Source organism: Rhizobium jaguaris (assembly GCF_003627755.1).
In the GTDB taxonomy this organism is placed as follows: Bacteria; Pseudomonadota; Alphaproteobacteria; order Rhizobiales; family Rhizobiaceae; genus Rhizobium; species Rhizobium jaguaris.
The window spans coordinates 2062694-2085089 of sequence record NZ_CP032694.1; the positions used below are offsets into that span (position 1 = coordinate 2062694).

Annotated in this window: 18 protein-coding genes and 1 pseudogene; 11 read left to right on the top strand and 8 right to left on the bottom strand. The window is 60.9% G+C overall.

Translation table 11 applies throughout. From position 1 onward, the window contains the following. Positions 1-26: 26 nt before the first annotated feature. The gene (gene recG, locus CCGE525_RS10145; protein ID WP_120704147.1) at positions 27-2132 is read right to left on the bottom strand and encodes an ATP-dependent DNA helicase RecG; all 2106 of its coding nucleotides are present in this window, start codon (positions 2130-2132) and stop codon (positions 27-29) included. Between the two features lie 172 nt (positions 2133-2304). On the opposite strand from recG, the gene CCGE525_RS10150 reads away from it, so the two are divergent. Further along, complete coding sequence (locus CCGE525_RS10150) at positions 2305-2619, top strand: FAD assembly factor SdhE (protein WP_120706354.1); 315 nt, start codon at positions 2305-2307, stop codon at positions 2617-2619. Next, positions 2616-6116, top strand: coding sequence for a transcription-repair coupling factor (mfd, locus tag CCGE525_RS10155; RefSeq protein WP_120704148.1), 3501 nt, complete (start codon positions 2616-2618; stop codon positions 6114-6116). The genes CCGE525_RS10150 and mfd overlap by 4 nt, the downstream gene beginning before the upstream one ends. Positions 6117-6178: 62 nt before the next feature. Here the strand turns inward: mfd and CCGE525_RS10160 are convergent, their stop codons facing one another. Further along, positions 6179-7087, bottom strand: a complete 909-nt coding sequence (locus CCGE525_RS10160) for a LysR substrate-binding domain-containing protein (RefSeq protein WP_120706355.1) — start codon at positions 7085-7087, stop codon at positions 6179-6181. Between the two features lie 107 nt (positions 7088-7194). Here CCGE525_RS10160 and CCGE525_RS10165 point away from each other — a divergent pair, with 107 nt between their 5' ends. From CCGE525_RS10165 to CCGE525_RS10180, 4 genes are read left to right on the top strand one after another with little or no spacing between them, the layout of a single operon-like run. Beyond that, positions 7195-7941 carry an SDR family oxidoreductase gene (locus CCGE525_RS10165; RefSeq protein ID WP_120704149.1) on the top strand — a complete coding sequence of 249 codons (747 nt, stop codon included), beginning with the start codon at positions 7195-7197 and terminating at the stop codon, positions 7939-7941. A 2-nt stretch (positions 7942-7943) separates the two neighbouring features. Next, on the top strand, positions 7944-8648 hold the full coding sequence (locus CCGE525_RS10170) for a cupin domain-containing protein (protein ID WP_120704150.1): 705 nt from the start codon (positions 7944-7946) through the stop codon (positions 8646-8648). Beyond that, positions 8645-9748, top strand: a complete 1104-nt coding sequence (locus CCGE525_RS10175) for a flavin monoamine oxidase family protein (RefSeq protein ID WP_120704151.1) — start codon at positions 8645-8647, stop codon at positions 9746-9748. The genes CCGE525_RS10170 and CCGE525_RS10175 overlap by 4 nt, the downstream gene beginning before the upstream one ends. Next, a complete protein-coding gene (locus tag CCGE525_RS10180; protein WP_120704152.1) occupies positions 9745-10950 on the top strand; it encodes an MFS transporter in 1206 nt (401 codons plus the stop codon). The genes CCGE525_RS10175 and CCGE525_RS10180 overlap by 4 nt, the downstream gene beginning before the upstream one ends. Before the next feature lie 101 nt (positions 10951-11051). On the opposite strand, the pseudogene CCGE525_RS10185 reads toward CCGE525_RS10180, so the two are convergent. After that, positions 11052-11352 (bottom strand): annotated as a pseudogene (locus CCGE525_RS10185) (DsbA family protein); the annotation flags it as partial. A gap of 253 nt (positions 11353-11605) precedes the next feature. Here CCGE525_RS10185 and CCGE525_RS10190 point away from each other — a divergent pair. The 3 genes from CCGE525_RS10190 (at position 11606) to CCGE525_RS10200 (ending at position 14432) form a co-directional block, all read left to right on the top strand. Continuing rightward, positions 11606-12010 carry a YciI family protein gene (locus tag CCGE525_RS10190; protein ID WP_120704153.1) on the top strand — a complete coding sequence of 135 codons (405 nt, stop codon included), beginning with the start codon at positions 11606-11608 and terminating at the stop codon, positions 12008-12010. Continuing rightward, positions 12007-13269: an RNA polymerase sigma factor gene (locus CCGE525_RS10195; protein ID WP_120704154.1), complete on the top strand. Its 1263-nt coding sequence runs from the start codon at positions 12007-12009 to the stop codon at positions 13267-13269. The genes CCGE525_RS10190 and CCGE525_RS10195 overlap by 4 nt, the downstream gene beginning before the upstream one ends. Positions 13270-13451: 182 nt before the next feature. Further along, positions 13452-14432 (top strand): SDR family oxidoreductase, encoded by a 981-nt coding sequence (locus CCGE525_RS10200; RefSeq protein ID WP_120704155.1) that lies wholly within the window; start codon positions 13452-13454, stop codon positions 14430-14432. A 97-nt stretch (positions 14433-14529) separates the two neighbouring features. On the opposite strand, the gene CCGE525_RS10205 is transcribed toward CCGE525_RS10200, so the two are convergent. Beyond that, positions 14530-15201, bottom strand: coding sequence for a DsbA family oxidoreductase (locus CCGE525_RS10205; RefSeq protein ID WP_120704156.1), 672 nt, complete (start codon positions 15199-15201; stop codon positions 14530-14532). A 110-nt stretch (positions 15202-15311) separates the two neighbouring features. Further along, complete coding sequence (locus tag CCGE525_RS10210) at positions 15312-17120, bottom strand: extracellular solute-binding protein (protein ID WP_120704157.1); 1809 nt, start codon at positions 17118-17120, stop codon at positions 15312-15314. A gap of 267 nt (positions 17121-17387) precedes the next feature. Here CCGE525_RS10210 and CCGE525_RS10215 point away from each other — a divergent pair, with 267 nt between their 5' ends. Further along, positions 17388-18047: an invasion associated locus B family protein gene (locus CCGE525_RS10215; RefSeq protein WP_120704158.1), complete on the top strand. Its 660-nt coding sequence runs from the start codon at positions 17388-17390 to the stop codon at positions 18045-18047. Between the two features lie 150 nt (positions 18048-18197). Here the strand turns inward: CCGE525_RS10215 and hspQ are convergent, their stop codons facing one another. The 3 genes from hspQ to CCGE525_RS10230 all read right to left on the bottom strand — a co-directional run bounded on the left by hspQ (position 18198) and on the right by CCGE525_RS10230 (position 20571). Continuing rightward, on the bottom strand, positions 18198-18527 hold the full coding sequence (hspQ, locus tag CCGE525_RS10220) for a heat shock protein HspQ (protein ID WP_120704159.1): 330 nt from the start codon (positions 18525-18527) through the stop codon (positions 18198-18200). 233 nt (positions 18528-18760) lie between these two features. Next, positions 18761-20170, bottom strand: coding sequence for a type I glutamate--ammonia ligase (gene glnA, locus CCGE525_RS10225; RefSeq protein WP_120704160.1), 1410 nt, complete (start codon positions 20168-20170; stop codon positions 18761-18763). Positions 20171-20232: 62 nt separating this feature from the next. Further along, on the bottom strand, positions 20233-20571 hold the full coding sequence (locus tag CCGE525_RS10230; protein WP_003539626.1) for a P-II family nitrogen regulator: 339 nt from the start codon (positions 20569-20571) through the stop codon (positions 20233-20235). Positions 20572-20919: 348 nt separating this feature from the next. Between CCGE525_RS10230 and CCGE525_RS10235 the strand changes: the two genes are divergently transcribed. Beyond that, the gene (locus tag CCGE525_RS10235) at positions 20920-22395 is read left to right on the top strand and encodes an NAD(P)H-hydrate dehydratase (protein ID WP_120706356.1); all 1476 of its coding nucleotides are present in this window, start codon (positions 20920-20922) and stop codon (positions 22393-22395) included. The last annotated feature ends 1 nt before the right edge of the window (position 22396 follow it).

Below are 22396 nucleotides of genomic sequence, written 5' to 3' on the forward strand. Positions count from 1 at the left end.
TGGACGCGATTGCCGCGTCCATCCACCTATCCCGCTCTCAGGAACCGGATCGCCTCATCGCGGCGGAAAAGATAGAGCAGAGTACGCACCGCCATGCCGCGTTCCCCCGTCAACTCCGGATCGCGTTCAATCAGATAGGCGGCATCCTTGCGGGCGATTTCCAGGAGATCGGCATGGGCTTCGAGGCTGGCGATGCGGAAGCCCGGCGTTCCGGACTGGCGCGTGCCGAGCAACTCGCCTTCGCCGCGCAGCTTCAGATCTTCCTCGGCAATGCGGAAACCGTCCTCGGTGTCACGCATGATCGACAGGCGCGCATGACCGGTTTCACCCAACGGACCCTTATAGAGCAGGATGCAGGTGGATGCCTCGTCGCCACGTCCGACACGCCCACGCAACTGATGCAACTGCGCCAGACCGAAACGTTCGGCATGCTCGATCACCATGATTGTAGCGTCCGGCACATCGACCCCGACTTCGACGACAGTCGTAGCGACCAGCAGACGGATATCGCCGTTCTTGAAGGCCATCATCACAGCGTCCTTCTCCGGTCCGCTCATGCGGCCATGGATAAGGCCGATGCCGGGCCCGAGCGCCTTGGTTAAGGTCGCATGCCGCTCCTCCACCGACATTAAATCGGATTCTTCGGTTTCTTCCACAAGTGGGCATATCCAATAGGCTTTTTTGCCTTCGCATAAAGCGCTCTTCAGTCGTGAAACGATATCACCGGTTCGCTCGGTCGGAATGGTGATCGTCTGGATCGGCTTGCGGCCGGCGGGCTTTTCGGTGAGCTTGGAGACATCCATGTCACCGAAGGCGGCAAGCACTAGCGTGCGCGGGATTGGCGTAGCCGTCATGACCAGCATGTGCGGTGAGATGCCCTTTGCGGTCAGTCGCAGCCGCTGGTGGACGCCGAAGCGGTGCTGCTCGTCGACGACGGCGAGCATGAGATTGGCGTAGGTCACGCTGTCCTGAAACAGCGCATGCGTGCCGATCACGATCTGCGCTTCGCCCGAGGCGATGCGTTCGAGGATGGTGTCGCGCTCGCGGCCCTTGGTGCGGCCGGTCAGCACTTCGACGGAAAGATTGGCGCTGGCGGCGAATTTCGAGATCGTCGCATGATGTTGCCGCGCCAGGATTTCAGTCGGCGCCATCAGCACCGCTTGGCCGCCGCTTTCGATGACGGCGGCAATCGCCATCAGCGCCACCAGCGTCTTGCCGGCGCCGACATCGCCCTGCAGCAGCCGCAGCATTCGCTCCGTGCCGGCCATGTCCTTGAGGATATCGGCCACGGCATCCCTCTGACTGTTCGTCATGGAGAAAGGAAGGGATTCCAATATCTTCCGGCTGATTGCTCCAGTGGGATGTACCGGCTGCCCGGCAACCTTACGCAAGCGTTGACGCACGAGCGACAGCGACAATTGCCCGGCCAGGAATTCGTCATAGGCAAGCCTGCGGCGGGCCGGCGCCTGCGGATCGATATCGGCGGCATCGCGCGGCGCATGCAGCATGTGAAAGCTGTCAGAGATCGAAGGGAAGCCCTGCTTCTGCGTCAGCGCCGCATCGTCCCATTCCGGTAGCTCCGGCATGCGCGTCGTCGCCGCTTCGATCGTTTTGCGCAGGAATTTCGGCGAGAGACCGGCGGTCAGGGGATAGACCGGCTCGACGAGCGGCAGGTTCTCCGCCTCGCTCTCGCGCACGATATAGTCCGGGTGGACCATCGACGGGCGGCCGTTGAACCAGTCGACCTTGCCGCTGACGGTCACCACCTCATCGATCGGCAATTGCTTTTCCAGCCATTGCGCCTTGCCCCGGAAGAACACCAGGCCGAGTTCGCCGGTTTCGTCGTGCAGGAAAACGCGGTAGGGCACGTTGCTGCGCGCGTTCGGCGGCGGCTGATGGCGATCGACGCGGCCCGTGATGGTGACGATCGCACCCTGCGGTGCCCGCGCAATGCCCGGCTGTTCGCGCCGGTCGACGATGGAATGCGGCGCATGAAAGAGCAGATCGATGACGCGGCAATCGTCGATGCTCTCCCGATCGAGCAGCTTCACCAGCAGCTCGGCAATCTTCGGCCCGACGCCGGGCAGCGAAGAGACGGAGGTAAACAGCGGATCGAGGATGGCGGGTCGCATGGCCGGCAAAATGCGACGGGGAGGGTGGCTTGGCAAGGCCTGAGGGTCACGCGGGCTTCTACGAGGCGCATACTCCCCGGAAAATTGCATCTCAGGTGCTTTTTTCCGAAAAACCGGTTCCCACCTTTCAAGGCTGGTTTTATAGAGACCCATCAACATGAAGGTGTTTTTGATGACTGGGCTGACACTCAGCAGTGCCGATCTCGATCCTCGCCGCCGGCGCATCCTGTTTCGCTGCTGGCACCGCGGTATCCGCGAGATGGATCTTGTTTTCGGCCAGTTCGCCGACAAAGAGTTGCCGGGGCTCGCCGAGGTCGAACTCGACGAGCTCGAGCGCATCATGGCTGAAGAAGACAATGATCTTCTGAGGTGGATCCTTGGTAGCCAGCCGACGCCGCAGCATCTGCAGACTCCGCTCTTTGAGCGCCTGGCATCCTATAAGCCCGATTTCGAAGAGATCGCCGAAAGGTTCGGACTAACCAAATGATCCCCGGTTTCGACGCGAAGAAGCTGATCGCGGCAAGCGAGCCGCTGACGGTCGGCCATGTTCCCTCCGGCCTGGAGCCTTTCCTGCTGGCCGAGCTGGCTAAGACCGGCCAGCCGGTTGCCTATGTCATGTCCGACGGCCAGCACATGGCTGATGTCGAACAGATGCTCGGCTTCATCGCGCCCGACATTCCGGTATTGACGCTGCCCGCCTGGGACTGCCTGCCCTATGACCGCGTTTCGCCGAGTTCCGACACTTCGGCCCGCCGTCTCGCGGCGCTCTCCGGTCTGATCGCCCATCATCACAAGCCGCATGCCGCAATCGTCCTGGTGACGGTCAATGCCATGTTGCAGAAGGTGGCGCCGCAGGATGTGATCGAGAGCCTGACGTTCTCGGCCCGGCCGGGCAATCAGGTGCGCATGGACGACATCGCCAGCCGCCTGGAGCGCAATGGCTTCGATCGCGTCGCGACCGTGCGCGAAGTCGGCGAATATGCCGTGCGCGGCGGCATTCTCGATGTCTTCGTGCCGGGTACGGAAGAACCCGTGCGCCTGGATTTCTTCGGCGACACGCTGGAAAGCATCCGCAGTTTCGATCCCGCCAGCCAGCGCACCACCGGCCAGATCCGCTCCCTCGACCTCAACCCGATGAGCGAGGTGACGCTGACGCCGGATACGATCAGCCGTTTTCGCAAGAACTATCTTTCCGCTTTCGGCGCCGCCACGCGCGACGACGCGCTCTATGTGGCGGTCTCGGAAGGCCGTCGCTATGCCGGTATGGAACACTGGCTGCCGCTATTCTACGAGAAGCTGGAGACGGTTTTCGATTATCTCCGCGGCTTCCGGCTGGTCACCGATCACACGGTGCGGGAAGCCGCCGAGGAGCGCTCCAAGCTCGTTTTCGACTATTACGACGCTCGCCTGAATTCCGGGCAGGCGACCAAGGGGCAGATGGCGCAGGGCACGCCCTACAAGCCGGTAACGCCCGGCCAGCTCTATCTCGATGGCAGCACCTTCGCCAAGGCGCTCGATGCCTTCAACGCTATGCGTATCTCGCCCTTCAACGAGCACGAGGGTGAGGCTCGACGCGTGGTCAGCGTCGATGCCCGCCAAGGGCCGCGCTGGGCCCGATCATCGACCGATAGCGCTGATAACGAGCGCGTCAACGTCTTTGACGCTGTGGTCAAACACATCGCTGATCGCCGCGCATCCGGCGGCAAGGTCCTGATATCGGCCTGGACCGAAGGCTCGCTTGATCGCCTGCTGCAGGTGCTGGCCGAACACGGGCTTGCCCGCGTCAAGACGATCGAGGCCTTCAAGGATATTCGATCGCTGGAAAAGGGCGAGGCGGCGGCGGCCGTGCTGAGCCTGGAAGCCGGCTTCGAGGCTGGTGATCTCATCGTTATCGGCGAGCAGGACATTCTCGGCGACCGCATGGTGCGCCGCTCCAAGCGCCGCAAGCGCGCCGCCGATTTCATCTCCGAAGTGGCCGGTCTCGACGAAGGTTCGATCGTCGTTCATGCCGAACACGGTATCGGCCGCTTCGTCGGCCTCCGGACCATCGAGGCGGCTGGCGCGCCGCACGCCTGTCTCGAGCTGCAATATGCGGACGACGCCAAACTGTTCCTGCCGGTCGAAAACATCGATCTCCTGTCGCGTTACGGCGGCGAGGGCACCGAGGCGCAGCTCGACAAGCTCGGCGGCGGCGCCTGGCAGATGCGCAAGGCCAAGCTCAAGAAGCGCCTGCTGGATATGGCCGGTGCGCTGATCCGCGTTGCAGCCGAACGCCTGACCCGGCACGCGCCGGTACTGACCTCGCCGGAAGGGATTTACGACGAGTTCGCCGCTCGCTTCCCTTACGATGAGACCGAAGACCAGATGAATGCCATCGACGCGGTGCGCGACGATCTCGGCGCCGGCCGGCCCATGGATCGTCTCGTCTGCGGCGACGTTGGCTTCGGCAAGACGGAGGTGGCGCTGCGTGCCGCCTTCGTGGCCGCCATGAACGGCGTGCAGGTCGCCGTCGTGGTGCCGACGACGCTGCTTTCCCGTCAGCATTTCAAGACCTTCTCCGAGCGCTTCCGTGGCCTGCCGATCCGGATTCAGCAGGCATCGCGCCTTGTCGGCTCCAAGGATCTGGCGTTGACCAAGAAGGAAGTGGCTGACGGCAAGACCGATATCGTCGTCGGCACGCATGCGCTGCTCGGCGCCGGCATCCAGTTCGCCAATCTCGGCCTGCTCGTGATCGACGAGGAGCAGCATTTCGGCGTGAAGCACAAGGAGCGGCTGAAGGAGCTGAAAAGCGATGTGCATGTGCTGACGCTATCGGCGACGCCGATCCCGCGCACGCTGCAGCTCGCCATGACCGGCGTGCGCGAACTGTCGCTGATCACCACGCCACCGGTCGATCGCATGGCTGTGCGCACCTTCATCTCGCCCTTCGATTCGCTCGTCATCCGCGAGACGCTGATGCGCGAGCATTATCGCGGCGGCCAGAGCTTCTATGTCTGCCCGCGCCTTGCCGATCTCGCCGACATTCATGCTTTCCTGCAGTCCGATGTGCCGGAGCTGAAGGTCGCCGTCGCCCACGGCCAGATGCCGGCGGGTGAGCTCGAAGACATCATGAACGCCTTCTACGAAGGCCGCTACGACGTGCTGCTGTCCACCACCATCGTCGAATCCGGTCTCGACGTGCCGACGGCCAATACGCTGATCGTCCACCGTGCCGATATGTTCGGCCTGGCGCAGCTCTACCAGTTGCGCGGCCGCGTCGGCCGTTCGAAGGTGCGCGCCTTCGCCCTGTTCACCCTGCCGGTCAACAAGGTGCTGACGACGACCGCGGAGCGCCGCCTCAAGGTGCTGCAGTCGCTCGACACACTCGGCGCCGGTTTCCAGCTCGCAAGCCACGATCTGGATATCCGCGGTGCCGGCAATCTGCTCGGCGAGGAACAGTCCGGGCATATCAAGGAAGTGGGTTTCGAGCTCTACCAGCAGATGCTCGAAGAGGCGGTCGCAGAGGTGAAGGGCGTCGACGAGATCCAGGATACCGGCTGGTCGCCGCAGATTTCCGTCGGCACACCGGTCATGATCCCCGATGATTACGTGCCGGATCTGCATCTGCGCATGGCGCTCTATCGCCGCCTCGGCGAGATCACGGAAATCAAGGAGATCGACAGTTTCGGCGCCGAAATGATCGATCGGTTTGGACCGATGCCGATCGAGGTGCAGCATCTCCTGAAGATCGTCTACATCAAGTCGCTCTGCCGCACAGCCAACGTCGAGAAACTTGACGCCGGCCCGAAGGGCGTCGTCGTGCAATTCCGCAACAAGGAGTTCCCGAACCCAGCCAATCTTGTTGGCTATATCGCCAAGCAGGGCACCATGGCAAAAATCCGCCCCGACCAGAGCGTGTTCCTGACCCGCGACCTGCCGACACCGGAAAAGCGGCTGCAGGGCGCGGCTGTGCTGATGACGCAATTGGCGGAATTGGCGAAGTAGGGAGGCATTCCTCGGTCAGCAGGCCGGTGGTATTGGCAACCGCTTTCGGTCCATTGCGCTTATCAGCGACAATTCAACGCTGCTAGCCAATCATGAAACGCGGTTACTTCGTAGCGGCGTAGGGCCTTCGGCGACGCCACCACATAGTAGGCCCATTTCACGGGCCACCGCACCTCGGGCATCAGATGGACGAGGCGACCGCCTTCCAGTTCCTGTGCGACGAGCGCCTTGCGGACGAGTGCGACGCCCCTCGCGGTCACCGCAGCCTGAATAACCGCCGCCGTCGAGTTAATCTTCAGTCCGCCGTCCGCAGGCGGCTCGTTCGCGCCGGCGCGGGCAAGCCACTCGGCCCAGGTTGGGAAGTCGCCGCCCGGATGGGCGGTCCCGTCGTGGATAAGCGTCTGCTCCGCGATCCAACCTGCCGTTACGTCTAGCTCGGTGGGTATGAGCTTGTTATGGCAGACGGCGATAATCTCTTCACCCATGAGGAATGTCGATCGCACACCCTTCCATGAACCCAAACCGCACCGGATGCCGACGTCTGCTTCGCCCTGGGCGAGATCGATCACGCGATCGGAAACGTCGAGCCGGACGTCGATGTTCGGGCAGGTCGCGGAAAAATCTTCCAGTCGGGACAGGAGCCAGTTTGCTACCAGCGCCTGCGAGGCCGTGACGAGCACGACCGATCTCGCCTTCCGGCCGCGCAGTTTCCTCAAACCCGATTCCAGAAGGTCGAGCCCTTGTGCGATGTCCTCTAGCGCATCTTGGGTCTCGTCGACTGGCGTCAGCCGCTCGGCTCCAGAGCGGCTTCTTTTTAACAGCGGGTAACCGACCCAATCTTCGAGCGACCGGACGAGCTGCCCTACCGCCGGGGGCGTGACGTCGAGTTCCGTCGAAGCACCCACGAAGCTTCCGTGTCTCGCCGATGCTTCCAAAGCCTGCAAGGACTTCAATCTGGTCAAGTTTCTCATGACGCTCACGACAAAGATTTTCTTTCTTTGCGATATCGCGCGTTTTCCTCGCGATTGCAAATCCGCGCGCTAGTTTCGGAAGATCGACGGCACGAGGAAAGTGAGAGATGGTTCTGGAAGGAAAGTTTGCTTTGGTGACGGGTGGTTCGAGCGGGATCGGCCTGGCCGCCGCCCGGACGCTGCGTAACCACGGAGCCCGCGTCGCGATCGCCGGGCGGTCGCGGGAGAAGCTCGACCGAGCCGTAGGGGAGCTCGGTGGCGACGTGCTTGCCATGGAGACCGACGTCGCATCTCTCGACGATCTTGGCCGGATGAAGGCGGAGATCGAGACGTCGTTCGGATCGCTGGATATCCTGTTCGCCAACGCCGGCGTCGCGCTCGGCACGCCTTTGGCGACCGCGGACGAGGCGACCTACAACAAGATCATGGACGCGAATGTAAAGGGGGTCTTCTTCACGGTGCAGACGGTGCTGCCGCTGATGCGCGAGGGAGGCTCGATCATCCTGAACACGTCCTGGCTGAACCAGGTGGGGACGCCCGGTCGGGCGATCCTGTCGGCGTCGAAGGCTGCGGTCCGCTCGTTCGCTCGTACGATGTCGGCGGAACTGCTCGATCGGAAGATCAGGGTCAACGCCGTCAGCCCCGGTTCCATCGAGACGCCTATTCATCGGGGAAACAACCAGACCGAGGAAGAGTTTCGTGTTTATGCGGACCGGGTGGGCGCGCAGGTGCCGCTGGGCCGCATGGGACGGCCGGAGGAGATAGCTGCCGCGGTCCTCTTCCTCGCCAGCGATGCATCGAGCTACATGCTCGGCGCCGAGGTGGTGATCGACGGCGGCAGATCGGAGCTGTGACCATGCTATTGAACGAAGATTTCTCCAAGCGCGTCATCGTCCATGCCGCCAAGCTTGACTGGGTTCCAAGTCCAGCGAAGGGCGTGGAGCGGCGCATGCTTTTCCGGATCGGTGAAGAAAAGGCTCTCGCGACATCGATAGTCCGCTACGCTCCCGAAAGCAGCTTTTCTCATCACGAACACCCAGGCGGCGAAGAATTTTTTGTTCTGGACGGCGTCTTCCAAGACGGGAGCGGTGACTTCCCGGCTGGCACCTACGTGCGCAATCCTCCCGGAACGGGACACGCGCCGAAGAGCGATGGAGGGTGCACCATTCTCGTGAAGCTATGGCAATTCAAGGCGAACGACCGCGAACGTATCGTCCGGCGACCTGGCGAGGGTACGAAGGGTGCTGCCCGTCCCGGCGTCGCCTCGGCGGAGATACTCTTCGACGGCTCGAACGAGTTGGTGATGCTGGAGGAATGGCAGCCGAATGCCGACGTCGAAGTCGCCAATCCGAACGGTCTGGAGCTTCTGGTCGTCGAAGGTGCTTTCACAGAAAGCGGCGACTTCCTCGACCGCTGGAGCTGGTTGCGGCTTCCGGCTGAGCAGCCCTTTCGGGCCGAGGCAGGACCGTCTGGCGCGCGCATCTGGTACAAGTCCGCGCCCCTTTTGCATGAAGATGTAAGTCAATTCGATGCACCCACGACGGAGGGGCAAGGCAGATGAGCACAAGACAGGTTGTCGTTATCGGAGCGGGGCTGGCGGGACTGTACACGGCGCACGCGCTGCATTCGGCTAACGTCGATGTTCTCATCATTGAGGCACGCGACCGCATCGGGGGCCGCATCCTGACGGCCGATGACGCCGGTCTTCCAGCGGACGATGGATTCGATTTGGGTCCGTCCTGGTACTGGCCGCAGATGCAGCCTGCCATGGAGGCTCTTGTAGCCGAGCTTGGCCTCGAATCCTTCCATCAGAATAGCGTGGGCGACGTGATCTTCGAAAAGATGTCGCGCGAGCAGCCGCAGCGGTATTCTCCGGCGATGGAGAACCATCAGTCGATGCGCCTTTTCAGGGGAACTTCGGCCACCGTGCGGGCGCTAGCGGAAAGGCTGCCGGCTGGCTCCATCCGTCTTCAGACCACGGTGACCGCGGTCTCCCTCGCCGATGCCGGCGTCGAGCTGACGCTAAAGAGGACCGACGGAAACACCGAGACGCTGCTTGCAAGGCGCGTTGTCGCCGCCCTTCCTCCGAGACTGCTCGAGGCGACGGTGTCGTTCTCGCCCCCGCAGGATTCAGCGATGGCCGCCCGATGGCGAGCTACGCCGACTTGGATGGCTCCGCACGCGAAATTCTTCGCAGTCTACGACGAGGCCTTCTGGAAGACGAACGGCTTGTCGGGCACCGCGCAAAGCATGGTAGGGCCGATGGTCGAGATCCACGATGCTACGACGGCGTCCGGCAAGGCCGCCCTGTTCGGGTTTCTCGGTGTTGGGGCAGGCCAGCGGAAAGCTCTTGGCGAGGAAGCGTTGAAGAAGGCATGCCTTGCACAGCTGGGGAAGTTGTTTGGCAAGCAGGCGCTGAGGCCACGTGCCACGATCCTCAAGGACTGGGCGGCAGACCCGCTGACGGCGACCGCCACGGACCTATCCGACGGCTCGCATCCGGAAGCTGGAAATCCGCAGTGGGTTTCGGGTCCATGGGAAGGCTGTCTTCTTCTGGCCGGCAGCGAGACCAGCCCAATTGAGCCCGGATACCTGGCGGGCGCGGTGGTCGCTGCCAAGATTGCCGCCGAACAGATACTTGCCAATACGGACATCTTATGAGCATCGCATATGAGGTCCCGGCCGAGCCGGGCATTGCCAGGCGCAACGCGTGGATACTCACTGTTGCGCAGTCGTTCGGAGGCGCGAATGCCCCGATCGTCATCTCCCTCGGCGGCCTCGTCGGCCAGCAGCTCTCTCGCGACCCGGAGCTGATAACACTGCCCGTCAGCCTGCTCAATCTCGGGCTGGCACTGGGGACGCTGCCAGCTGTCTTCGTCATGCGCAGGTTCGGTCGCCGGAGCGGCTATCTCCTTGGGACGATGATCGGAATGGCCGCAGGTCTGGTCGCCGCGATGGGCATTGTCTTTTCGAGCTTTATGGTCTTCTGCCTGGGCACCTGCACGGCGGGCTTCTATTCGTCCTATGTCCAGAGCTACCGTTTCGCGGCTGCGGATAACACGTCGGGACCTCAGGCACAAAAGGCGATCGCCCGTGTCATGGTTGGCGGCCTGGTCGCCGCGATCATCGGCCCGCAGCTCGTCATCTGGACACGTGATGCGGTTCCCGGAATTTCCTTCGCTGGCAGCTTCCTGAGCCAGGCCGCTCTTGGCGCGCTTGCCTTTCCGGTCCTGTGGTTTCTTCGCTCGTCCTCGGTCCAGAAGATGGAGGGACAACACGTAGCGGAACGGCCGCTGCTGCAGATACTGACGTCGCGCCGATATCTACTGGCCATCGCAACCGGCGTCGTTTCCTACGGCCTGATGACCTTCGTCATGACAGCCTCACCGATCGCGATGGTAGGACATGGTCACTCGATCGACCAGGCGGCTCTGGGCATCCAGTGGCACATCCTCGCGATGTACGGGCCGAGCTTCGTGACCGGCCGTCTGATGGTGCGCTTCGGCAAAGAGCGCGTCGCCGCCGTCGGCCTCCTTCTTATTGGCAGTTCGGCCGCCGTCGCCCTTTCAGGATACGACGTTGCGCACTTCTGGGTTTCGCTCGTCCTGCTCGGCGTCGGCTGGAACTTCGGCTTCATCGGTGCAACGTCGATGGTCGCCGACTGCCACACGCCTGCCGAGCGAAGCAAGGTTCAGGGCGCGAATGACTTCCTGGTCTTCGGGACAGTAGCGTGCGCGTCGTTTTCGGCTGGATCGCTCCTACACAGTTCCGGGTGGGAAACGATCAACTGGATTGTGTTGCCTGCGGTAGCCTTGGTGTTGGTGCCGCTGGTGTGGCGAGCCGCTCGACCGAGGCTGGTCTAGTTTTACGCCGGCGATGTCCGCTTGTGGTGAAACGGTCTCCAACTCTTTCAAGAAGCAGCCTGCCATTCGCTACGCAAGAGCTGGAAATCCGCAGGCGGTTATCAATTCATCCCGGCCCGCGCCTCGGCCCTTCATTTTGGCGATGTCGCGCAGCGACCCCGCCAGCACGTCCGGCGTTTGCGCGCCGCTGACGGCACATTGCTGGTCGAAGATGAAGAAGGGGACGCCGGTGACGCCGATCTTCTGGGCGGCGTCGATTTCGCCGACGATGAGATCGCGGTCGGCATTGGAGGAGAGCAGGGTGGCGATGACGGAGCGGTCAAGCCCGGCTTTTTCGGCGATATCCAGCAGCACCGCGTGATCGCCGACATTCCGGCCTTTCTCGAAATTGGCCTTGAACAGGACGTTTTCCTGACTCGCGATATGCCGACGCCGGAAAGCGGTTGCAGGGCCTCGCAGCCGTCATGACGCAGCTTGCGGAACTTGCTAAGTAGAAATAAGCGGTATCATGTGGCAAATGCCACTAGGAGAGCTTGAGGCGGCTCGCCGCTGACCTTCGTGCTCCCGTCATGAATTTTTTTCCGCAGTCCTGTCGATTCCGAGAGTCCTCATTCGTCGTGTGGATCGCATCAACCCCAATCAAGGAGAAAGACCAATGCGTTTTATGATGCTCATGATCCCCGGCGGATATGCGTCGGCAGCGCCCGATGCCATGCCGAGCGCCGAGGCGGTGGCTGCAATGATGAAATACAATGAGGAGCTGAAGAAGGCCGGTGTGCTGCTGGCGCTGGAAGGCCTGCACCCGCCGGCTTCTGGTGCCAGGGTCAGCTTCAAGGGCGGAAAGCCGACGGTCGTCGATGGTCCTTTCGCCGAAGTCAAGGAAGTGTTGGGCGGCTATTGGATGATCGACGTCCGCTCGCGCGACGAGGCTATCGAGTGGGCACGCCGCTGCCCGGCTTCGGAAAATGACGTGATCGAGATTCGCCGCGTCCACGAGATGAGCGAATTCCCCGAGGACGTCCAGAAGGCGGCGGAAGGCTTCAGTGAGCTGAAGGGGTGACCGATACCGGTGCCATCGAAGCGGTCTGGCGGATCGAGCAGCCGAAGCTCGCCGCCAGGCTAACTCGATTGTTGCGCGACGTCGGCTTGGCCGAAGAGATCACACAAGATGCCTTTGTGCTGGCCCTGGAACGCTGGCCGCGGGATGGTATTCCGCGCAACCCGGCGGCCTGGCTGACCCAAGTCGCCAAGAATCGGGCACTCGACCGACTGCGCCGCACGACGCTGATCGACGGTAAGCACCGCGAACTGAAGATCGACCTGAACGAACTGGAACGTGCGACACCCGATATTGAGGCTGCTCTCGACGAGGACATCGACGACGACCTGTTGCGGCTGATTTTCACCGCCTGCCATCCAGTGCTGCCAGCCGAGCAACGCGCCGCCCTCGCTTTGCGCCTGCTCGGCGGTCTATCCACATCCGAGATCGCCCGCGCCTTCCTAATGCCTGAAGTCACCATTGCCCAACGCATCGTGCGCGCTAAACGGACCTTGCGGGATGCCGCCATTTCGTTCGAAACCCCGCGTGGTGAAGAGCGGCGGGAACGCCTCGGCGCCGTGCTGGAAGTGGTCTATCTGGTCTTTAATGAGGGTTATGTGGCAACGGAGGGGCCGCACTGGCTGCGCGCCGATCTCTGCGGCGAGGCCCTGCGCCTGGGTCGCTCGCTGACAGCGCTGATGCCGGAGGAATCCGAGGTGCAGGGATTGATGGCGCTGATGGAGTTGCATGCCTCGCGCTTTGCCGCCCGTACCGACAAAACAGGCAATCCGATCCTGCTGCTCGACCAGGACCGCAGTCGCTGGAACTGGTCGCTGATCCGGCGCGGCCTCGACGGCTTGAACCGCGCGATGACGCTGACTCCGACGCCCGGCCCCTATTTGTTGCAGGCGATGATCGCGGCCGGCCATGCCCGCGCGGTGACGGCGGCCGATACCGACTGGATCGCTATCGCCGCGTGTTATCAGGCGCTGGCATTGACGGCGCCTTCGCCGATCGTCGAGATCAACCGGGCAGTGGCGGTCGGCATGGCGTTCGGGCCTGCCCAGGGCCTCGCCATTGTCGACGCGCTGAGAGACGAACCGCGCTTGAACGGGTCGCATCTGCTCCCCACGGTGCGCGGCGATCTCTTAGAGAAGTTGGGACGAACCGCGGAAGCGCGCGCCGAGTTCCTTCGTGCCGCCGAATTGACCGGCAATGACAGAGAGCGAGCTTTGTTGCTTGCTCGCGCCAATCCGTCCAGCCCCCAGCGTGGCGCTTAAGAGCATCGAACCACGAACATCCGGTCGGCTTAATGCTCACGCAAGGACGGCATTCAAAGCGGACACATCCATGCTCACGATGTAATGATGGGTGCGCGAGATTTCGCGGGAGACGCTCAGGTTGTTTCGCGTTATGAAGAGTGAACTACAGATCTCGCCCTTCAGACACTGAGGTCCCTCATATGGCTTTGAAAATCCTTTTCATTGGCGGCACCGGTCAAATCTCATACCCATGCGTCGAGCGCGCTGTTGCACGGGGCCATCATGTCAGCGTCTACAACCGCGGCTTGAGAGGCGATCCGTTGCATGCGGGGGTGACCTCGATCGTCGGCGAGCTTGGTTCGGCCGCCTATGCGGATCTCGCCAAGGCCAATTATGACGTTGTCTGCCAGTTCATCGCTTTCACGCCCGACCAGGTCGCGCGCGACATCGAGGTGTTTGCGGGCCACTGCGGCCAATACATCTTCATCTCCTCAGCCTCGGTCTATGAAAAGCCGGCGCGCCATTATGTCATTACCGAACAGACGCCGGCGATCAACCCCTACTGGCCCTACAGCCAGGCCAAGATTGCCTGCGAAGAGTTGCTCAGAAAGTCCGAGAATTTAGCCTGGACAATCGTCCGCCCTAGCCACACCGTTCGCACGGGCCTGCCCATCATGATGGGCGACAGCGACGTCATGGCGAGACGCATGCTGGACGGCGAGCCCACCATCGTAGCGGGCGACGGCCGCACACCCTGGACACTGACCCGCTCAGTCGACTTCGCAGTACCTTTCGTCGGGCTTTTCAGCAAGCAGGCGGCGCTTAGCGAGATTTTCCATATCACTTCCGATCGTGCGCATATCTGGGATGATATTCAAAAGACGATCGCCAGGATGCTAGGCGTGGAGGCCAAGATCGTCCACGTACCGACGGACACCCTGATCAAGTACAATCCGGATTGGGTGGGTCCCCTAGTCGGCGACAAGGCCTGGACTGCGATCTTCGACAATTCGAAGGTCAAGAGCGTGGCGGGCGACTTCACCTGCGCCGAGAGCCTGGATGAAATCCTGGCGGAACCGATCATGCACCTCAAGCAGCGCATGGCCAAAAGCCGTCCGCCTAAGGGTGAACTCGATGCTCTGGTCGATAGGATTTGCGCCGCGCAAAGCGCTCTCGGCTAAGCAGGTCCCTTGAGGATCGGCGACACTGAACGGTCGCCAATCCTTTCAAGAAATGGCCTGTGGCATCGGCTGTACAACGGCGGAAATAAGCAGGCGCTCAGTTCATCCCCGCCCGCGCCTCGGCCTTCATCTTGGCAATGTCGCGCAGCGCGCCCGCCAGTACATCCGGCGTCTGCGCCCCGCTGACGGCATATTGCTGGTCGAAGATGAAGAAGGGCACGCCGGTGACGCCGATCTTCTGAGCGGCGTCGATTTCGCCGACGATAAGATCGCGGTCGGCATTGGAGGAGAGCAGCGTGGCGACGACGGAGCGGTCAAGCCCGGCCTTTTCGGCAATATCCAGCAGCACGGCGTGATCGCCGACATTGCGGCCTTCCTCGAAATTGGCCTTGAACAGGGCGCTCACCACCTTTTCCTGCTTCTCACGGTCCTCGGTTCCCGCCCATTGGATGAGGCGATGTGCGTCAAGCGTATTCGGGCCGATCTTTATGGCTTCGAAATCGAAGTTGATACCCACTTCGCGACCGAGATCGGTCAGCATCTTGTGCCCCTGCGCGACACGCTCCGCGCCGCCAAGCTTCTGCTCAAGCGCCTTCTTCTGGTCGACGCCCTCCGGTGGATAGTCGGGGTTGAGGCGATAGGGCCGCCAGTTGATGTCGACGCCCACTTCATCCTGCACCTCGGCGATCGCCAGCTCCAGTCGGGCTTTGCCGAGATAGCACCACGGACAAACGACGTCCGAGACGATATCGATCGTGATGCGTTCCATGGCTCAATCCTTCCGATCTATTGGGGTTCAAGGTGCCATCTAGGCCTTTGGGCTGACCGCTTCAACCGGTTACCGAAAAGGAACCGGTAACATTTGACGGCGGAGGCGCCTTATTGCACCGATGCATCCCACCAGACGGGCAACTGATAGCCATAAAGCGGCAGAACATCGGGATGAGCGATGCGGCTGCGCCGCGCCACCCATTGCTGGTCGATATGATAGAGCGGCACGAGATAATAGCCCGAGATCAGAATGCGGTCGAAGGAGCGGACAGCGTCGCGAAAATCCTCGGCCGAATGGGCCGTCAGGAAATGCGAGATCAGCGTATCGACATCTGGGTCGGCGATGCCGGCGTAATTGAAGCTGCCTGGCGCCTTGGCGGCGGCCGATCCCCATCGCCCAAGCTGCTCCGTGCCGGGCGAAAGAGAGGAAGGATAGGCTTTCAGGATCATGTCGTAATCGTAGCTTGCCGTCCGCAGCTGATATTGCGAATCGTCGACCGTGCGGATCGTCACCGCGATGCCAAGGAGCGCCAGGGATCGGCGATAGGCGATGGCGATACGTTCCTGGTCGGCATTCTGCGTCATGATCTCGAAGCTGAGTTGGCGCCCGGCGCTATCGACCATCTTTTCGCCCCGGATCGTGTAGCCGCCTTCCTTGAGCAGATCCACAGCCTTGCGCAGGATAGCGCGGTCGCGACCAGAACCGTCGCTGACGGGCAGCCTGTAGGTGCCATCAAGCACATCACGATCGATGCGATCTTTGATCGGGCCTAGCATGGTAAGTTCGTGCGCATCCGCGGGCACCCCGAGCGAGGAAAGATCAGAGTTCTGCCAATAACTCTGCGTGCGCGTATAGGCGCCCGACGAGAGATTGCGGTTGACCCATTCGAAATCGAAGGCCAGCGCCAGGCCCTGCCGCACCTTTTTGTCGGAAAAGATCGGCCGGCGCGTGTTGAAGACGAAACCGAACATGCCGCTCGGCAGTCTCGGCGTGAAAACCTCCTTGACGATGGCGCCGGAGGTGACGGCAGGGAAATCATAGGCCTGCTGCCAATGGCCAGGGCTACCGTCGGGATAGACGTCGATATCGCCCTTCTTGAACGACTCGAACAGCGTGGCCTCCTGCAGGAAATAGGTGACCGATATCTCGTCGTAATTGTCGACGCCGACTTTCGCGGGAATATCCTTGCCCCAATAACCAGGATCGCGCTGGTAGATGATGCGTTGACCTGGATCGACGCTCTTGACCTTGTAGGGCCCGGAGCCGACTGGAATGGCGAGCGTGGTCCGTTCGAAAGTCTCGGGATCGATGATGTGTTTCGGCAGAATCGGCAGCATGGCGATAATCAGCGGCGTTTCGCGATTCGCCTTTTCGTTGAAATGAATCAAGACGCCATGCTCGCCGACCTTCTCCATCTTGCCGACACCTTTCAGCGGAGATGAAAGGTTTGGGCGACCCTTGTCGCGCAAGAGCTGGAAGGTGAAGATCACATCTTCCGGCGTCACTGGTTGTCCGTCCGACCACTTGGCCTTCGGATTGAGGTTGAACTGGATGAAGCTGCGGCTGTCGTCCCATTCCACCGTCTGCGCCAGCAGTCCATAGAGCGTAAAGGGCTCGTCGCTCGAGCGTTGCATCAGCGACTCGTAGACGAGATTGCCGTAGGCCGGGTCCCACATGCCGCGCGCCGTGGTGCCCATACTTTTCAGAATGAAAGGATTGAGATTGTCGAAGGTACCGACGACACCATAGTTGATATGTCCGCCCTTTTTGACGCTGGGATTGACGTAGGTGAAATGCGCATAATCCGCCGGTAAGGCAGGATCGCCATGCATTGCGATACCATAGAGCGGCTGAGCAATTGCCGCGCTGCAGAATGTTGAGAAGAACAGGAAAATAGCGATCCGGAGCGCTCGCATGGCATCCTTTCCGGTAAGGGGGCACGATTCTGCGGAACCTTATCACGACAGTGCCGAATCCAACACGCAACCAGGGGAATTCTTAGGTCTCGACAGAAAAGACCAAAGAAACGCTGGATATCCTCGCCTGTGCGATGTAACAGGGGTGCCGGGTTTCTCGGGTCATGCATTTGCCTTAATCTTTCGACAGGTGGACGGCAGTTTGACCCGATTGGCATGGGGCGGCAGGCTGTCGTCCCGCATCGGATTTCAGGAGGCGCTTTCGCTATGATGTTCAAGACTGACAACAAAATGCGGGCAGGACTTTCTGCTCTGGCTCTTATGATCGGTGCAGCGCTTCCGGCTGCTGCTTTCGCTCAGGATGCCTCAGACGCAGCTCCTGCTGATGGTGGTGGCAACGCCGCTCAGCCGCGCCTCGGCTGGTACAAGACCTGCACCAAGCAGGACGATGCCGATATCTGCATCGTTCAGAACCTGATCATGGCCAACAACGGCCAGTTGGTGACCGCAGTCGGCCTCATCTCCATCGACGGCAAGGTCAACCGCAAGATCCTGCAGATTTCCGTTCCGACCGCACGTCTGATCGCTCCGGGCATCACCATGCAGGTCGACGGCGGCAAGGGCCAGAAGATCGACTACGCTGTCTGCCTGCCGGACAAGTGCACTGCCGAAGTGCCGCTGACCGACGCGATGATCGCGGCTCTGAAGAAGGGCACTGACGTGACCTTCACCTCGATCAACTTCCGTCGCGCCCCGAACCCGATCAAGATCTCGCTCGACGGTTTCGGCGCAGCCTATGACGGCGCAGCGATCTCCGATTCGAAGCTGGCCGAGAGCCAGAAGAGCCTGCAGGACAGCATGCAGAAAAAGGCTGAAGAAGCCCGCAAGAAGCTGGAAGACGCCCAGAAGGCCGCCAAGCAGCAGTAAGTTGCGACGCTTTCAAGATTTCATGAAAAAGCCCGGCTTCGCGCCGGGCTTTTTCATTGTTGCCGTATGTCCAAAAACATGAAGGCCAGAAACACGAAAGGGAAGACGTTGGGAGCGTCTTCCCTTCGAAAACTTGCATGAAATTGATGCCTAGTGGGCGAAGCTCATCTTGGGCTTGAACTCGCCTGTGGGCCCCTTGTCGAAGATCTGAGCGATCTGCGGATTGCGAAGCGGGACGCCGCTCTCGTCGCTAATCAGATTCTGCTCGGACACGTATGCGACGTATTCAGTCTCGTCGTTTTCGGCGAGAAGGTGATAGAAGGGCTGGTCCTTGCTGGGCCGCACTTCCAACGGAATGGAATTCCACCACTCTTCGGTATTGGCGAATTCCGGGTCGACGTCGAATATGACACCACGGAAGGGAAACATCCGGTGCCGAACTACGTCGCCGATATTGAATTTTGCAGTTCGTTGTTTCATGGCGACTTCCTTTCAAGCGATCATGTGGTGGGTTTCACCACCGATATCAAGGATTCTGCCCCGATTCCTTCATCTAACCGTCACATTCGATCAACGCCGCTCGCCCCACTTTGTTCGATTCCGCGACACACGAATTATGACATCCAGCAAGGCGGCCGTGACCGAAAATGCGTCTGCCTCACGCTTGCCAGCATGGGAAAGCCCCGGCGAAACCGGGGCTTTCACCTCGGTTCTTATGCCGAGTAGTACATATCGTATTCAACCGGATGCGGGGTCATTTCGAAGCGCATGACCTCCTGCATCTTCAGCTCGATGAAGGCATCGATCTGATCGTCATCAAAGACGCCGCCGGCGGTCAGGAACTTGCGGTCCTTGTCCAGGCTTTCGAGCGCTTCACGCAGCGAACCGCAAACCGTCGGAATCTTCTTCAACTCCTTCGGCGGCAGATCGTACAGGTCCTTATCCATGGCCTTGCCCGGATGGATCTTGTTCTTGATGCCGTCGAGGCCGGCCATCAGCATGGCGGCGAAGGCGAGATACGGGTTGGCGACCGGGTCCGGGAAGCGGACCTCGACGCGCTTTGCCTTCGGGTTGGAGCCGAACGGGATACGGCAGGAAGCCGAACGGTTGCGAGCCGAGTAGGCGAGCAGGACCGGAGCTTCATAGCCCGGGACGAGACGCTTGTAGGAGTTCGTCGACGGGTTGGTGAAGGCGTTGATGGCCTTGGCATGCTTGATGATGCCGCCGATGTAGTAGAGGCAGCTTTCGGAAAGGCCTGCATATTCGTCGCCCGCGAAGGTCGGCTTGCCGCCCTTCCAGATCGACTGGTGAACGTGCATGCCCGAGCCGTTGTCGCCGAAGATCGGCTTCGGCATGAAGGTTGCCGTCTTGCCGTAGGCATTGGCGACCTGGTGAACGACGTACTTGTAGATCTGCATCTTGTCGGCGTTGCGCACCAGCGTGTCGAACTTGATGCCAAGTTCGTGCTGAGCGGCGGCGACTTCGTGGTGATGCTTTTCGACGACAACGCCCATTTCGGCGAGAACCGTCAGCATTTCCGAACGCATGTCCTGGGCGCTATCGACCGGCGGAACCGGGAAGTAGCCGCCCTTGATACGCGGACGGTGGCCAAGGTTGCCGGTTTCGTAGTCGGTGTCGTCGTTGGACGGCAATTCGCTGGAGTCGAGCTTGAAGCCGGTATTGTAGGGATCGGCCTTGTACTTGACGTCGTCGAAGACGAAGAATTCAGCTTCCGGACCGAAGAAGGCGGTGTCGCCGATGCCGGATGCCTTAAGATAGGCTTCAGCCTTCTTGGCGGTACCGCGCGGGTCGCGGTTATAGGCTTCGCCGGAGACCGGGTCGAGGATGTCGCAGAGGATGACCATGGTGGACTGCGCGAAGAACGGATCCATGTGGACCGTATCGGTATCGGGCATCAGTACCATGTCGGATTCGTTGATGGCCTTCCAACCCGCAATCGAGGAGCCGTCGAACATGACGCCATCGGCGAACATGTCTTCGTCGACGCATACGATGTCCATCGTGACATGCTGCAGCTTGCCCTTGGGATCCGTGAACCGCAGGTCAACGAACTTGACGTCGTTATCCTTGATCTGTTTGAGAATTTCGCTTGCGGTCGTCATTAAAATTTCTTCCCTTGACTTAGATGACGATTACGGGCCACGGCCGGAAAAGGCCGGGCCGATTAAATGGCGTCTATACCCGTTTCTCCGGTGCGGATTCGAATGACCTCTTCCACATTGGAGACGAAAATCTTGCCGTCGCCGATACGGCCAGTCTGTGCCGCCTTGCGGATAGCGTCGATCACCGCTTCCGCATTTTCGTCGGCCAATACGACTTCGACCTTAACCTTGGGCAGGAAGTCGACGACGTATTCGGCACCACGGTAGAGCTCCGTGTGACCTTTCTGACGACCGAAGCCCTTCGCTTCCGTGACAGTGATGCCCTGCAGGCCGACTTCCTGAAGGGCTTCCTTCACTTCGTCGAGCTTGAAAGGCTTAATGATCGCTTCGATCTTTTTCATGAGAAAATGTCTCTCCGCTTCTCCCGTTACAGCAGGACTACTCCCGCTTGGCCAACTTGATGCATGTATCATGCCAGTTCACAGAGGCCTGCCGTAAAAATCTCGGCGAATTGACGCCGAGAACCCGGATTGATGAGGATTTTTCGGAAAATTGAAAGCGATTTCGCACCGAAACGCATCAGATGAGGCAAAATTTTGCAAAAAAGTGCTGTATTTCTCACAATTGTCCTTCGAGAGGATTTTTAGCGCATCTGCATAAAAATCATGCAAATGCATGCTCTATGAGCAAATGGTGCCTCGGAATGGCGGTTGTTTTTCAGGCAGGTTTCGCATTCAATAGTGAGCATCATGATGTCACAACTCGCCGATCTGCTTCTTTCGCCCGATGATATGGCTGCCGTCGATCGGGCGGCGGCCGCGTCAGGCATAGACTCCTACGGACTTATGGAAAAGGCAGGCCAGGCTGTGGCCGCGAGCGCCCTTCGGCATTTCCCTGAGGCCTTGCGGTATGTCGTGCTCTGCGGTCCCGGCAACAACGGCGGCGATGGTTATGTCGCGGCACTGGCCTTGCAGCAAAGCGGAGCGGTGATGCGGCTCTTCTATCTCGGCGATCCCAAAAAACTGAAAGGCGATGCTGCCCGTGCCTTTGCGGATTGTCCGGTCGTCGGCGAAACAATGGCGCGCTATTCGCCGCGCCCCGGGGATATCGTCATCGATGCCATTTTCGGCGCCGGCCTCTCTCGTTCCGTCCCTGATGAAGTTGCTGCAGTCATCGCGGAGATTACGGAGGCCCGCCTTCCCGTCATCGCCGTCGATTTGCCCTCCGGCCTTGACGGTCGCAGCGGTCAGGTGCTCGGCACCGCCTTCCGCGCTGTGCGGACGGTCACGTTCATGACCCGCAAGCCTGGTCATCTGCTGATGCCGGGGCGGGACCTTTGCGGCGTGTTGGAGGTTTTCGATATCGGCATTCCAGCACGCATTGTCCGCGCGCAGGCGAACGGCATGATCGCGGAAAACACGCCGGCGCAATGGCAGGCGGACCTGCCTACGGCCGCGACGGATACTCACAAATACAAGCGCGGCCATCTGGTGGTCTTTTCCGGCGGCGCGACGGTGACGGGTGCGGCGCGCATGTCGGCTATGGCCGGGCTGAAGGCGGGGGCAGGGCTCGTCACCATCGCCTCGCCGGAACAGGCGCTGGCCGTCAATGCGGGCCTGCTGACCGCGATCATGCTGCGCGTGGTCGACGACGAAACCGCCCTGCGTGCCTGGCTTGCCGACCAGCGCCTCTCGACTTTCGTCCTCGGCCCCGGCTTCGGCGCGGGCGAGAAGGCTCGGCAATTTGTGCTGGCCCTCAGCGAACGCCATCTGGTGCTCGATGCTGACGGTATCACGTCATTTCGCGATGATCCGCAACGTTTGTTTGATGCTTTTGCTGACGGTCCGACACGCTTGGTGCTGACGCCACATGAGGGTGAGTTCGCCCGCCTTTTCCCCGATATCGCTGCAGACAATACGTTGAGTAAGGTCGAGAAGGCGAGGGCGGCGGCGGCACGCGCCCATGCCGCCATCATCTATAAGGGCGCCGACAGCGTCATTGCCGCACCCGACGGCCGGGCGCTGATCAACGCCAATGCCCCGTCATGGCTTGCCACTGCTGGCTCAGGCGACGTACTCGCCGGCATCATCGGCGGACTTATGACGCAAGGGGCACCCGCATTCGAAGCTGCGGCGGCTGGTGTCTGGCTGCATGGCGTGGCCGGGCAGAGGGCGGCAAAGGGGTTGACGGCCGAAGACCTCGTCGCTCACGTCACACCTTTCTGAC